At 68.0% G+C, this 13,999-nt stretch carries 11 protein-coding genes; 4 read left to right on the forward strand and 7 right to left on the reverse strand.

What is annotated here, in order from left to right; genetic code table 11:
* The 4 genes from ACIKT0_RS05675 to ACIKT0_RS05690 form a co-directional block, all read right to left on the reverse strand.
* On the reverse strand, positions 1 to 306 hold a 306-nt coding region (locus ACIKT0_RS05675), incomplete at its 3' end, for an FAD binding domain-containing protein (protein ID WP_407104403.1).
* On the reverse strand, positions 303 to 2,603 hold the full coding sequence (locus tag ACIKT0_RS05680) for a xanthine dehydrogenase family protein molybdopterin-binding subunit (RefSeq protein ID WP_407104412.1): 2,301 nt from the start codon (positions 2,601 to 2,603) through the stop codon (positions 303 to 305). The genes ACIKT0_RS05675 and ACIKT0_RS05680, both read right to left, overlap by 4 nt.
* A 62-nt stretch (positions 2,604 to 2,665) precedes the next feature.
* Complete coding sequence (locus tag ACIKT0_RS05685; protein WP_407104413.1) at positions 2,666 to 3,529, reverse strand: alpha/beta hydrolase; 864 nt, start codon at positions 3,527 to 3,529, stop codon at positions 2,666 to 2,668.
* A 14-nt stretch (positions 3,530 to 3,543) separates the two neighbouring features.
* A complete protein-coding gene (locus ACIKT0_RS05690; RefSeq protein WP_407104404.1) occupies positions 3,544 to 4,830 on the reverse strand; it encodes an amidohydrolase/deacetylase family metallohydrolase in 1,287 nt (428 codons plus the stop codon).
* 147 nt (positions 4,831 to 4,977) lie between these two features.
* Between ACIKT0_RS05690 and ACIKT0_RS05695 the strand changes: the two genes are divergently transcribed.
* Entirely contained in the window at positions 4,978 to 5,469 is a 492-nt protein-coding gene (locus tag ACIKT0_RS05695; RefSeq protein WP_407104405.1) for a MarR family winged helix-turn-helix transcriptional regulator, read from the forward strand.
* Positions 5,470 to 5,567: 98 nt separating this feature from the next.
* On the opposite strand, the gene ACIKT0_RS05700 is transcribed toward ACIKT0_RS05695, so the two are convergent.
* Positions 5,568 to 6,308, reverse strand: coding sequence for an IclR family transcriptional regulator (locus tag ACIKT0_RS05700; protein ID WP_407104406.1), 741 nt, complete (start codon positions 6,306 to 6,308; stop codon positions 5,568 to 5,570).
* Between the two features lie 248 nt (positions 6,309 to 6,556).
* On the opposite strand from ACIKT0_RS05700, the gene ACIKT0_RS05705 reads away from it, so the two are divergent.
* The gene (locus ACIKT0_RS05705; protein ID WP_407104407.1) at positions 6,557 to 8,176 is read left to right on the forward strand and encodes a GMC family oxidoreductase; all 1,620 of its coding nucleotides are present in this window, start codon (positions 6,557 to 6,559) and stop codon (positions 8,174 to 8,176) included.
* 117 nt (positions 8,177 to 8,293) lie between these two features.
* On the opposite strand, the gene xsc is transcribed toward ACIKT0_RS05705, so the two are convergent.
* Positions 8,294 to 10,075, reverse strand: a complete 1,782-nt coding sequence (gene xsc / locus ACIKT0_RS05710) for a sulfoacetaldehyde acetyltransferase (RefSeq protein ID WP_407104408.1) — start codon at positions 10,073 to 10,075, stop codon at positions 8,294 to 8,296.
* A 151-nt stretch (positions 10,076 to 10,226) separates the two neighbouring features.
* On the opposite strand from xsc, the gene ACIKT0_RS05715 reads away from it, so the two are divergent.
* Complete coding sequence (locus ACIKT0_RS05715; protein WP_407104409.1) at positions 10,227 to 10,985, forward strand: IclR family transcriptional regulator; 759 nt, start codon at positions 10,227 to 10,229, stop codon at positions 10,983 to 10,985.
* Between the two features lie 73 nt (positions 10,986 to 11,058).
* Here ACIKT0_RS05715 and ACIKT0_RS05720 read toward each other — a convergent pair whose 3' ends face one another.
* Positions 11,059 to 11,946 carry a 2-hydroxy-3-oxopropionate reductase gene (locus tag ACIKT0_RS05720; RefSeq protein WP_407104410.1) on the reverse strand — a complete coding sequence of 296 codons (888 nt, stop codon included), beginning with the start codon at positions 11,944 to 11,946 and terminating at the stop codon, positions 11,059 to 11,061.
* 579 nt (positions 11,947 to 12,525) lie between these two features.
* Between ACIKT0_RS05720 and ACIKT0_RS05725 the strand changes: the two genes are divergently transcribed.
* Positions 12,526 to 13,845 carry an MFS transporter gene (locus ACIKT0_RS05725; RefSeq protein ID WP_407104411.1) on the forward strand — a complete coding sequence of 440 codons (1,320 nt, stop codon included), beginning with the start codon at positions 12,526 to 12,528 and terminating at the stop codon, positions 13,843 to 13,845.
* Positions 13,846 to 13,999 lie beyond the last annotated feature (154 nt).

Here is a 13,999-nt window from a genome sequence, read left to right on the forward strand (position 1 = left end):
GGCGATGCCGGACGCCACGCGGGCGAGCATGTCGCGGCCGACGTCGGGCGCGCGGCCATCCTCCAGGTCGGCATGCGTGCAGCCGGCGCCGATGACGATCGCTCCGGCTTCGCGCTCGAAGCGGCGGAGCTCCGGGACGGCGCTGATGTCGACGATGAGGTCGGGCTCGACGAGGCGCAGATTGAGCATCGGACCGAGCGACTGGCCGCCGGCCATCACCTTCACGACGCCCGCGGGCGCGGCGAGCAGATCGAGCGCCTCCGCGAGGTCGCGCGGACGGACGAGGTCGAAACGGGCCGCCTTCACGCCGCGTCCCTCCGCTCAGGGGTCCGGGAGCGCGCGGCGAGCACCGCCGCCACGATGCGGTCCGGCGTCACCGGCGAGACCAGCATCTCCACGCCGAGCGGGCGCAACGCGTCGTTGACGGCGTTCGCGACCGCCGCCGGGGGAGCGATGGCGCCGCCCTCGCCGATGCCCTTCACGCCAAAGCGGGTGTAGGGCGACGGCGTCTCCATGTGCCCGATGCGCGGCGCCGGAACCTCGGCCGCGCCGGGGAGCAGGTAGTCGCCGAGCGTTGAGGCGAGCGGCTGCCCGGCCTGGTCGTACGGCATCTCCTCGAGCAGCGCGGTGCCGATGCCCTGCGCGAGGCCGCCGAGGATCTGGCCGTCCACGACCATCGGGTTCACCAGAACCCCGCCGTCCTCCACGATGACGTAGTCGAGGATCTCGATCTGCCCGATCTCGGGATCGACCGCCACGCTCACCGCATGGGCCGCATAGGAGAAGGTGCCGCTGTCGCGCTTCGGCTTGTAGCCGGCGGTGACCTCCAGGCCGCCGCCATGCGCGCCGAGCGGCAGATCCTGCGGGCGGCGATACCAGACGCGCGCGATCTCCGAGAGCGCGACGTCTCCGTTCGGGCCGACCACGCGTCCCATCTCGAAGCGCACGTCGGAGACGTCGGCCTGCAGCAGATGCGCGCCGATCGCCACCGCCCGCTCGACGAGCTCCTCGCAGGCCGTCGCGACGGCGCCGCCGGTCATGACCATCATGCGCGAGCCCCACGCGCCGGTGGAGTACGGCGTCATCGCGGTGTCGCCATGGACGAGGCGGATGCGATCGGTCGGAATGCCGAGGATCTCGTTGGCGACCTGCGGCAGCGTCGTCTCGAGGCTCTGGCCGTGGGAATGCGCCCCGATGCGAAGCTCGAGCCCGCCATCCGGCGTAAGCCGCGCGCCAGCCTGCTCGTGGCCCGGCACCATGGGGATGCCCCAGCCGGAATAGACCGAGGTGCCGTGGGCCGACTGCTCGCAATAGATCGAGAGGCCGAAGCCGATCCGCCGCCCATCGGTCTCGCCCGCAGCCTGGCGCGCCCGCACGGCGTCAACGTCGATCATGCGGAGCGCGCGGGTCAGCGCCTCGGGGTAGTCGCCGCTGTCGAAGTGCTTGTTCGTGATGTTGTCGAACGGCATCTGGTCGGGCCGCACGAGGTTCTTCAGCCGGACCTGCTCCGGCGTCACGCCGGCTTCCGCCGCCACGGCGTCGAGGGCGAGCTCCATCGCGAAACAGACGCCGGTCCGGGCGACGCCGCGATAAGGCAGGATCGGCGGCTTGTTGGTCGCAACCGACCAGGTGCGGCAGCGATAGGCCGGGAAGTCGTACGGGCCGGGCAGGATGCTCGCGACCTGGGCCGCTTCCAGGCAGGCCGAGAACGGATAGGCGGAATAAGCCCCACTATCGACGATCGCCTCGCAATCCACGCCGCGGATCGTTCCGTCGCGCTCGGCGTAGACGGTGATCTCGTAATGATGCTCCCGGCAGTCGGCGTTGGCCGTCAGATGCTCGCGCCGATCCTCGATCCAGCGCACCGGATGGCCGCAGCGCAGCGCCAGCCAGCCGAGGCAGACCTCCTCGGCGAGCAGGATGCCCTTGTAGCCGAAGCCGCCGCCAACGTCGGGCGAGACGACCCGGATGCGCTCCTCGGCGATCCCGAGGCATTCCGACAGGCCCGACCGGACGATGTGCGGCATCTGGCAGGAGGTCGTCACCGTCAGCTGGTCGAGCCTGCGATCGAGATGAACGACCACGCCGCGGCCCTCGATCGGCGCCATGCACTGGCGGGCGGTCGAGATCGTGCGCGAGACCTTGATCGGCGCGTCGAAGGCGGAGGCGATGTCGACGTCGACCAGCGTCTCGAGGAAGACGTTGTCGCCCCAGTCCTCGTGCACCAGCGAGGCCTTCTCGTCGCGTGCGCGCCGCATGTCGTAGACCGCGGGCAGCTCTTCCAGGTCGAGTTCGACCAGCGCGGCGATGTCCTCGGCTTCGGCGCGCGTCGGCGCGACGCACATGGCGACAAGTTCGCCGACCTGCCGGACCTTGTCGCGCGCCAGCGGCGGCTGCTCGGAGGGCTTGAAGCCGGCCAGCCCGGACACCGCGCGGATGGCCTTCACGCCGTCGAGGTCGGAGGCGATGAACACGCGGTCGCGCAGTTCGGGCGGGACGGAGATTCCCTTGATGCGCGCATGGGCGAGCGGGCTGCGGACGAAGGCGACGTCCTGCATGCCGGGCAGCCTGATGTCCGCCACATACTGCCCGCGGCCGCGCATGAAGCGGTCGTCCTCCTTGCGGGGAAGCCGCGCGCCTACGCCTTGTCCTGCCCCGCCTGCGCTCACGGCTCGCTCTTCTTCAGGTCCAGCGCGAGGGCCAGCACGTTCTGCGCGGCCTGGACCAGCGCGCCTTCGGCCGAACGAAACTCGTCCAGGATGGTGAAGTGGTCGGCCCCCGGGATCGGGATCAGCGCGCCCGGCGCGCCGGCCTCCGCGCGAAGCGCGTGCAGGGCGCGGGAATCGCGGACCAGCGCCGGGACTTCGGCCTCGCCATAGGCGATCGCGAGAGGCTTCTGCACGACCGGCAGGCGGAGCGGCGAGAGCGTCGCGACCTCCTCGTCGGTCAGGTTCAGCGCGCCATTGAGGAAGGTGTCCCGGATCGGCCCCAGCTCATAGACACCGGAGACCGCGAGACCCGCCGTCACCGCGGAGTGGTTCAGCGTCATCGCGACGAGGTGCCCGCCGGCGGACCAGCCGGACAGCACGATCGGCCCGGCGATCCCGTGCTGCGGCCCTTCGCGGGTGAGCCAGTCCAGCGCGTCGCCGATCTCGGCCACGATCTCGGTCAGGCTCGCATCGGGCGCGAGGGTGTGGCTCGGCATCGCGACCGACCAGCCGATCGCGGCCGCGCCTTCGGCATAGGCCGCGAAGACTTCACGCGAATTCTTCTGCCAGTAGCCGCCGTGGATGAAGACCAGGCAGGGCGCGGCCGGATCCGAAGCCGGATAGAGGTCGAACGCCTGGCGGGGCTTCGGGCCGTAGGGAACATCAAGCGCCGCCGGATGCCCGGCGCGCCATTCCGCGGAGAGCGCGTCGCGGACGCGGATCAGCTCCGCGCTGTTCGGCACGGCGAGATTGTTGTTGTAGGCGCGGTCGCGATCGGCCCGGGACAGCGTGTCCCAGACCTCCTGCGGCGCCCGCGCCATGTCCGAGGCTTCGATCACGCCGCGATCGCCTGCGGCAGGATCGGGCTGTCGGCGTCGAACCGCTCGCCGTTGCGCAGGCAGAAGGCCGGCTGCAGCAGCCGCTCGGCGATGACGCGGTGATCCTCGTTGTCGCGCAGCACGAAGCGGCCGCGGACATCGTTCAGGACCGAGACGTCCGCAGTGCGCCCGACCGCGAGGGAGCCGAGGCTGTCCTCCATGCCCAGCATCTTGGCCGGGTGGGTGGTCACCATCTTCACGACGTAGTCGAGCGGCAGGCCGAGCGTCATCATCGAGCTCATCGCCTGGGTCAGGCTGAAGCGGGCCTGGCCCTTGAAGGGATGGTTCTCATCGTCGTGGTGCTCTTCGGGCGTGCCGGCGGGCGCGGGATGTTCGGGCACCTGCGTGTTGTAGCCGTGCATGTCGGCGCCCAGCGTGTGCGGGACGACGCCGGCGGCGAGCGCCATCTTGGCGAGGCGATACGAGAAGTGGCTGCCGTGCCCGACGTCGACCTTGAGGCCGCGGTCGATGGCGGCCTGCAGGACGTGGTGCAGCTCGCCCTTCGCGTTGACGAAGCCGCCGGGATGACGGGTGAACGGATGGGCGAGCACGTCGCCCTCCTTCAGAAGCGGAATGACCCGCTCAAGGATGGTGTCGGCGTCCTCGCCGTTCTTGCCGCTTTCCGGCAGGCCCCACAGCTGGCCGAAATGGACGTAGAGCGGCAGGTCGGCACGGCGGCTGATCTCCGCCGCCATCTCCATGACCTTGATGCCCCAGCGCGCGAAGCCGCCGATCTCGGCATGGCCCTTGATGCCGCGGACGATGTCCTTGTTGGCGAGCGCAGACCGCGTGGTGGCTTCGATGTCGACGCCGTCGGGGCTGTAGAGATTGGGATAGAAGTGCCCCTCGAGGCCGCCGACCAGATAGGCGGACAGGAAGCAGAGCACGTTTGTCTTTGCGGGCTCGGCGATGAACTTGCGGAAGCCCGGCAGGGTCATGCAGGACGGGCCGCCCTGATCGACGACCGTGGTCACGCCCGAGCGGACGCCGACCAGGTCCGGATCCAGCCCGAAGCGGCCGGTGACGTACTGATAGACGTGACCGTGCGTATCGATGAGGCCCGGGAGCACGAGCTTGCCCGTGACGTCGATCACCTCCCGGGCCGCGCTCGGCAGGATCGCCTCCTCGACAGCCGCGACCTTGCCGCCCTTGACTGCGACGTCGCGTACGCCGTCGATGCCGGACGCCGGGCACATCACGCGGCCGCCCTTCAGGAGCAGATCGTAACCAGTCGCTTCCGCCATTTCGACTTCTCCAACTCCAGACCGCGGAACGCTGGCACGCGATCCGGTAAAAAGCGAAGTATGCTTCGCAACACTATGCAGGGCGCGTGCCAGACGGCGCAAGCGCCATCGCTCGCGGGCGTCAGTCCGCCCACAAGGACGTGATGGATGATCGAAAAGGCCCTGGGATCAGAAGCCGCGAAGGAAGATTGGCCGCTGCTGGAGCGCCCGGGCTTTCTGGCCAGGCGCCTGCACCAGATCCATGTGAGCCTGTTTGCTGAACGCTGCGCGGAATTCCGGATAACCCCGCTCCAGTACAGCCTTCTTTCCGCGCTTTCCGAACTCGGCGAGGCGGACCAGACGCGGCTGGCGCGCGCCGTCGCGATTGATCGAACGACCACCACGGGCGCCCTGAAACGCCTGGAGGTCCGAGGCCTTTTGCGCCGCGTGACCTCCGATCGCGACCGGCGGTCTCAGGCGTGCCGAATGACGCCCGCCGGCGCGGCGCTGCTCGCCGCGATGGAGGCCGCCGCGCGCTCCGCCCATGAGGCGACGGTCGAGCCCCTGAACGCGGAGGAGCAGGCCACGCTCATCGGCCTCATGAAGCGCGCGGTCGCCGCCCATGAGGATCGGCTCGCGAGCGGAATGCCTTCAGCTTAGGCGCGGCGCCGCTCACTTTCTGTGCATCACGGCAGTTGAAGGGCGCCCGCAGAGTCGAGGGCGGCGGCCCATCGGTCGCGCCAAGCCGGCTGACCTCGTCAGGGGAGATCGAGCATGGCGCCGAGCTTCTCGGCCGCCCTGCGCAACGCCGGGATGTGGGTGAGCGCCCGCGACAGCGGCAGTCGGCTTTTCGGGCCGTGGACGGCGACGGTCGCGATCATCGCGCGCGAGCGGCCGAGGACGGGTACGGCGACCGCGGTCATTCCCTCGATGAATTCCTCGTCGTCGGTGCCGAAGCCGTCCGTGCGGACCCGGGCGAGAGCGGGCTCCAGGTCTTTCCATGTCACGAGCGTCTTCGGCGTGTGACGCGGCAGCTCTCCGGCGCTCAACAGGTCGCGGACGATCTTCCTGGAGGACATCGCGAGAAAGAGCTTGCCGCTCGCCGTGCAATGCAGCGGCACATGGGAGCCCACGCTCAGCCTGATCTGAAGCGGCCAATCGGACTCGACCCGGTCGAGATAGACGAGTTGGCCCCCGTCGAGCGCGGTGATGTTGCATGTCTCGTTGAGCTCGGCGACCAGGTCGCGCAGCACGACACGGCGCGGCCCCCACGCGAGCGTGGAGCGAAGCGCGCCGGCCGCCGCCTCCGCGAAGCGCGCCCCGACCCCGTACCGCTTCCCGTCCACCGTCCGCTCGAGATAGCGGAGCTCGACCAGCAGATTGGCGAGGCGGTGCACCGTCGCTTTCGCGAGCCCCATCGCGGCGGTCAGCTCGGCGAGCGTCGCGGGCTCCTCGCGGCCTGCGACGGCCTCGAGCAAGAGGAGAATCCGTTCCGCCACCGAGGTGGGTCCCGCGTCTCCCCGTCTCATCCGCACAACCCCACGCCAGAGCGTCCCGACCCCGGGGAACGCGTTTCATCCAGTGGGATAGCACGCTCACCATTCGTCGCCATCAAGCGGCCGGCATGAAGCTAAACGAGCGGTCGACACACACTTGACCGCGAAGCCGGAAGGGCCTGAAATGATACAAAACGTTCCATTGAATGGAACGAATAAGCAGCGCTTCGAAAGCGCCCGGGTGGAGACACATGGAGACTTCTACATACGACTACATCGTCGTCGGGGCCGGCTCAGCCGGCTGCGTCCTGGCCAACCGTTTGAGCGAGAGCGGAAAACATAGGGTTCTGCTGCTCGAGGCGGGGCCACGCGACAACTACCTGTGGATCCACATCCCGATCGGCTACGGGAAGACGATGTTCCACCCCGAATACAATTGGGGGTTCTACACCGACGAAGAGCCGACGATGAAGAACCGCCGGATCTACTGGCCGCGCGGGCGGGGGCTCGGCGGGTCGAGCTCGATCAACGGCCTGATCTTCGTGCGCGGCCAGCCGGAGGACTATGACCGCTGGGCGCAGGCCGGAAATCCCGGCTGGGACTGGGCGAGCGTGCTGCCCTACTTCAAGCGCTCCGAGCACAACAGCCGCGGCGAGAGCGACGCCCATGGCGGCGACGGCCCGCTCTGGTCCTCGGACATCGAGGAAAAGAGCGAGCTGATGGAGGCGATCATCCGCGGCGCCGGGGAGCTCGGCGTCAAGCGGACGGACGACTTCAACGCCGGCGACCAGGAGGGCGTCGGCTACTACCAGCTCTTCACCAGGAACGGCTGGCGCAACAGCGCGGCGGTCGCCTATCTGAAGCCCGCCCGGAGCCGGGCCAATCTGAGGATCGAGACCAACGCGCACGCGACGGGCCTGATCATGCAGGGCCGCCGCGCCGTAGGCGTGCGTTACCGGCAGGGCGGTGAGATCGTGGAGGCGCGAGCAAGCGGCGAAGTCGTCCTCGCCGCCGGCGCCCTGCAAAGCCCGCAACTGCTTCAGCTGTCGGGGATCGGCCCGGCTTCGCTGCTCCGCAGCCACGGAATAGACGTCGTCCATGAGTTGGCTGGCGTCGGCGAGAACCTGCAGGACCATCTGCAGTTCCGCCTGATGTACCGGGTCTCGAAGCCGATCACGACGAATGACGAGCTGAAGTCGATCTGGAGCCGGGCGCGCATCGGCCTGAAATGGCTGACGACCGGTCGGGGGCCGCTCGGCATCGGCATCAACCAGGGCGGCCTGTTCACGCGAATCCTTCCAGGATCCGCAACGCCTGACATCCAGTTCCACTTTGCGACGCTGTCGGCGGACATGGCCGGCGCGAAGCCGCATCCCTGGCCGGGCTGCACTTTTTCAGTCTGCCAGCTGCGCCCGGAGTCCCGCGGGACGGTGGCGATCAAGTCGATCGACCCGATGGAGCCGCCCTCGATGCGGCCCAACTATCTGTCGGCCGAGGCCGACCGGATCTGCGCGGTCGAGAGCATCAAATACGCCCGTCGGCTCGCCGCGACCGAAGCGCTGAAGCCCTACATCGCCGGCGAATACAAGCCGGGTCCGGGCGTGCGCAGCGACGACGAGATTCTCGACTTCGCCCGCGAATACGGCGCGACGATCTTCCATCCCTCCGGCACCTGCAAGATGGGCCCGGACCCGATGGCGGTGGTCGACGCGCGCCTGCGGGTGCGCGGGATCGCGGGGCTGCGCGTCTGCGACTGCTCGGTGATGCCGACGCTGGTCTCCGGCAACACGCACTCGCCGGTGGTGATGATGGCCGAAAAGGCGTCCGACATGATCCTGGAGGACGCCAGGGGCTACGCGAAGGCGGCGTGACGCCGAAGGCCGGCTTCCCCCGCCCGGCTTCAGGCGCCGGGCGCGCCCCGCCGAAACGTCAGGGCCCCGGACGCGTCGTCGCGGCCGGGGCCCTTCATGCGGATCGGCGCGTGTCCGTCAGGCCGCGAACCCCGCCTGAGGGCGCATGTCGGCGCGGTTGATGCCGGCGACCTTGACCGGCTTCTTCATCGCGTCGCGGCGGAAGGGCTCGCCGAGCTCCTGGTTGAGCACGATCTCGATGAAGGTCGTGATCCGCTTCTTCTGGTCCTCGCAGGACTGGCGGATGGCCTCCGTCACCTCCGCCTGCGTGCGCGCGACCACGCCCTTGAAGCCGCAGCCTTCGGCCACCTTGGCGTAGCTCAGATGCGGATCGAGCTCGGTGCCGACGAAGTTGTTGTCGTACCAAAGGATCGAGTTCCGCTTTTCCGCGCCCCACTGGTAGTTGCGGAAGATCACCATCGTGATGCCCGGCCACTCCTCGCGGCCGATCGAGCTCATCTCGCTCATCGAAATGCCGAAGGCGCCGTCGCCCGCAAAGCCGACGCAGGGCGTATCCGGATTGCCGATCTTGGCCCCGATGATCGCAGGGAAGCCGTAGCCGCACGGGCCGAACAGGCCCGGCGCCAGATATTTCCGAGGCTGGTCGAACGTCGGATAGGCGTTGCCGATCGCGCAGTTGTTGCCGATGTCGGACGAGATGATCGCGTCCTTCGGCAGGCCCGCCTGGATGGCGCGCCACGCCTGGCGGGGCGACATGCGGTCGGCGTCGCGCGTGCGGGCGTCGGCGTTCCAGCTGGTGCCCTCGTCGTCCTCCTCGTGGTCCATGCTGGAGAGCGTCTGGAGCCAGCGCGACTTGGTGTCGTGGATGAGGTTGCGGCGCTCCTCGCGGCCCGCGTCGCCCGCCGTGTCGGAGAGCTTCGACAGAATGCCGCGCGCGACCTGGGCCGCGTCGCCGCAGATGCCGACGGCCACGGGCTTGGTCAGGCCGATGCGGTCCGGATTGATGTCGACCTGGATGATCTTGGCCTCTTTCGGCCAGTAGTCGATGCCGTAGCCGGGCAGCGTCGAGAAGGGATTCAGGCGCGTGCCGAGCGCCAGCACCACGTCGGCCTTGGCGACGAGCTCCATCGCGGCCTTCGAGCCGTTGTAGCCGAGCGGGCCGACGGCCAGCCGGTGCGAGCCCGGAAAACTGTCGTTGTGCTGGTAGTTGTTGCAGACCGGAGCGTCGAGCCGCTCGGCGAGCGCGACGCAGTCCTTGATGGCGTTGCCGATGACGACGCCCGCGCCGGACAGGATGACCGGGAACTTGGCCTCCGACAGCAGCTTCGCGGCCTCCGTCACCGCCTTCTCGCCGCCCGCGGGACGCTCGAACTCGACGATCGCCGGCAGGGTGATGTCGATCACCTGCGTCCAGAAATCGCGCGGAATGTTGAGCTGGGCCGGGGCCGAAAGGCGCTTTGCCTTCAGGATCACGCGGTTCAGGACCTCGGCGACGCGGCTCGGGTCGCGCACTTCCTCCTGGTAACAGACCATGTCCCGGAACAGCGCCATCTGCTCGACTTCCTGGAAGCCGCCCTGCCCGATCGTCTTGTTGGCCGCCTGCGGGGTCACCAGCAGCATCGGCGTGTGGTTCCAGTAGGCAGTCTTGATCGCGGTGACGAAGCCCGTGATGCCCGGGCCGTTCTGCGCGATCGCCATGCCCATCTTGCCGGTCGTGCGGGTGTAGCCGTCGCAGATCAGGCCGCCATTGGTCTCATGCGCGACGTCCCAGAAGGTGATGCCCGCCTCGGGGAACAGGTCGGAGATCGGCATGAAGGCCGACCCGATGATGCCGAAGGCGTGCTCGATGCCGTGCATCTGGAGCACTTTCACGAAGGCTTCCTCGGTCGTCATCTTCATCGGTCGATCCTCTCCATGGCGCGTCGCGTGGCCGGTCCCGGTTCGCGATCTTGATCGTCACCCATCGCATGGCGGCCGATATTTCGCAACTTTTGGCCAGATTTCGAACTATCATATTCCATTTTTCGGAATAATCGTGCAATCTGGAGGCATGGATGATCTTGCCGGCGGCCTCAGACCGATCTCCCTGCTCGAGCGCGTGGCCGCGATGGACCACCCGCCGACGCTTGCGGACCTTGCGGCCGGCTCGGAGACGCCTCGCCCGACGCTGCATCGATGGCTGAACGCGCTCGTCGGCGCGGGGCTGCTGCAGCGCTCGCCCGACGGGCGGCGCTACGAGATCGCGCCGCGCGCCTCGCAGCTCGCCTTCGCGATTCTGTCGAACCAGCCCGGGGGAGCGCTCCGGCACCGGCTCCTGCGGGAGGTGGTCGAGAAGGTGGGCGAGTCCTGCAATCTCACCGTGATGCACGGCGCCGAGGTGACCTATATCGACCGCGTCGAGGCGATGTGGCCGCTCAGGATCACCTTCCAGCGGGGCTCGCGGGTGCCAGTGCACTGCTCGGCGAGCGGCAAGCTGTTTCTCGCGCTGATGCCGCCAGCCAAGCGCGAGGCGGTGCTGCGCGATCTGACCTTCGAAAGGTTCACGGACAGCACGCTGACCGACCGGGACGCGCTGCTGGCCGAAGTCGCGACGATCCGGAAGCAGAAATACGCGCTCGACCGCGAGGAGTACCTGGCGGGGCTGGTCTGCCTCGCCGTGCCGGTCATGCAGAAGATCGGCCGCTCGCCGACCTGCGTCGCGGCGCTCGCCATGCAGGCGCCGGTCTCGCGTATGTCCTGCGATCAGATGCTCGAGAAGCTGCCCGCGCTGCAGGACGCGGCGCGGATGCTGGCCGGGACGCTGGAGTGAGCCTCCGCCGCGACGCCCGGACTTGATCCCTGATCGCCGGGTCAGGCCCGGCGATCAGGGCGGAGACCGAGGCTCAGCTCTTCTTTGTGATCTCGTGGCCCGACAGGCGCTCGATCGCCTTGCACATGACCGAGTCGTCCTCGTCGATCTCGCCGGCGGCGACGCAGGAGTTGAACAGCTGCTGGGCGAGCGCCGTGCCCGGCATCGCGACGCCGAGCGCGCGGGCGTTGGACAGCGCGACCTCGAGGTCCTTCATGTGCAGCCCCGTGCGGAAGCCCGGCTTGAAGGTGCGGTTGATCATGCGCTCGGCGTGGACCTCGAGCACGCGGGAGTTGGCGAAGCCGCCCATCAGCGCCTGCCGCACCCGCACCGGATCGGCGCCCGCCTTCGAGGCGAACACCAGCGCCTCCGAGACCGCCTGGATGTTGAGCGCCACGATGATCTGGTTCGCGACCTTGCAGGTCTGGCCGGAGCCCACCGGCCCCACCAGCGTGATGGTCTTTCCCATCGCCTCGAACAGGGGCTTTGCGCGCTCGAAGTCCGCATCGTCGGCCCCGACCATGATGGTCAGCGTCCCGGCCTTCGCGCCGATGTCGCCGCCCGAGACCGGCGCGTCGACATAGCCGCAGCCCAGTTCGCCGATGCGCTTGGCGAAGCCTTTCGTCGCGACCGGCGAGATCGAACTCATGTCGATGACGAGCTTGCCCTTCGAAAGCCCGCTCGCGACGCCGTTCTCGCCGAAAAGCACCTTTTCGACGTCCGGGGTGTCCGGCACCATCGTGATCACGACATCGGCGTTGCTTGCGACCTCCGCCGCGTTGGCGCAGGCCGTCATGCCCTCGCCCTGCATGTCCTGCGGCACTCCCGACCGGCTCGTCAGGAAGAGCTCGTGACCTGCCTTGCGCAGGTTCTCCGCCATGGGGCGGCCCATGAGGCCAAGACCGACGAAGCCGACTTTCATTGGGCTGTCCTTTTCGCGCGTCACGCCAAGAGCATCCGGTTGTCTAGCGAAGCCGCGATCCAAGCACCAGTGGAGCCTGCGCACGCAAGGTCCCGCCGCGACCGCGCCGACCTCCGGACGACCACTGCCTCCTCAAGGTGATCAGATGAGCGCCTGAAGGAGCTCGAGACCGAGAACTTCCCGCGTGCTGATCGAGCGCTCGCCTGTTCTTCGCGGGAAGCCCGCCGTGTCGTGACGCTGTTCTACGGCGCGCAAACGGCTTCACCGACGCGGACACCCCTTCTTTCTTGCCATTGTCTCATTCAGTGAGACGGATCGTCTCGTTTCGCGTTGACTCGTTCACGACCCCATCGCAGCATCGCCATGTTCTGGGGACGGGTGAATGATCGAGTTCCAACACGATCGTGTCGGGAACGCCGCCGCGCCATCCATGGCTCGGAGGCCGTCGTCGCGCGCATCCGCCTCCCCGAAGATCCGGACACGCATGTCCGGCCACAACCAAGTCCCCGCAGTCCAGATCGGCGCAAACGCCGGCGACGCAATGCGAGCGGACGCAAGAGGAAACCCAGAGGGGAAGACATGGCGGAGGGCGCGCAGAGCGTATCCAACAGTGACCTGAGGCGCGTCGTCGCCGCCAGCGTCATCGGCGCAACGATCGAATGGTACGATTTCTTCCTCTACGGCATCGTGGCGGGGATCGTGCTCAACAAGCTCTATTTCCCGACTGACGACGCCGTCGTGTCGACGATGCTCGCCTACACCACCTTCGCGATCGGCTTCGTGGCGCGGCCGCTCGGCGGCGTCGTGTTCGGGCATTTCGGCGACAAGCTCGGCCGCAAGTCGATGCTGGTGATGACGCTGATGATCATGGGCGTCGCGACCGTCATCATCGGCCTGATCCCGACCTATGAGCAGATCGGCATCGCTGCGCCGCTGCTGCTGCTGCTGATGCGCATCCTGCAGGGCATCGGCATCGGCGGCGAGTGGGGCGGCGCGGTGCTGATGGCGTATGAGTACGCGCCCAAGGAAAAGCGCGGCTTCTACGCCAGCCTTCCGCAGATCGGCCTGGCGCTCGGCCTCTGCCTCGCCTCGGGCGTCGTCGCCATCATGTCGAGCCTGCCGGACGAGCAGTTCATGTCCTGGGGCTGGCGCGTCGGCTTCCTGCTCAGCATCCTGCTTGTGGCGGTCGGCCTCTATATTCGCCTGAAGGTGCTCGAGACCCCCGAATTCGAGAAGGTGAAGGAGAGCGGCAAGGAAGCCGACGTGCCCTTCATCCACATGATCAAGAAATATCCGCGCAACATCATGCTCGGCATGGGAGCGCGCTACATCGACGGAGTTTTCTTCAACATCTTCGCGGTGTTCTCTGTCGTCTATCTGTCGAAGAACGTGAACATTCCGCGCACGACCGCGCTCTGGCTTGTGACGCTTGCGGCCTTCGTGATGATCTTCGCCATCCCGCTGGCTGGAAAGCTCTCCGACAGGCTCGGGCGGCCCAGGACCTACGCGCTCGGATCGTTGCTGCTCGCGATCTGCACCTATCCGTCCTTCTACCTGATGAGCACCGGCGATCCCTTCATGGTCGCGCTCGGCATCGTGATCCCGTTCGGCATCGTCTACGCCGTCTGCTACGGGCCCGAGGCGGCCTTGTTCGCGGATTTGTTCGACGCGAACGTGCGCTACACCGGCATTTCGTTCGTCTACCAGTTCTCCGGGATCTTCGCGTCCGGCTTGACGCCGATCATCGCGACCTGGCTCCTGGCGAAGGGCGGGGGCCAGCCGTGGCTGATCTGCGCCTACGTGGTGTTCGCGGCGCTCGTCAGCATGGCCTGCGCCATGGCGATCGCGGCCAAGCAGCCGGATGAGCTCAGGGCGGAGTTGAAGACAGTCTCGACCTGACGGGAGCCGACTTCCAGAACCAGACGGCCCGCCTTACGAGGCGGGCCATTTTCGTTCGCGAGGCGGCGCGGACGCCCCTGGCGTCATCCCGGGCAACGAGCCGGAAGCAGGCGCGGCCCCTATCCCGCCGGCTCCAGCCGCTGCGCGGCGAGCG

Source organism: Hansschlegelia beijingensis (genome assembly GCF_045505405.1).
In the GTDB taxonomy this organism is placed as follows: domain Bacteria; phylum Pseudomonadota; class Alphaproteobacteria; order Rhizobiales; family Methylopilaceae; genus Methylopila; species Methylopila beijingensis_A.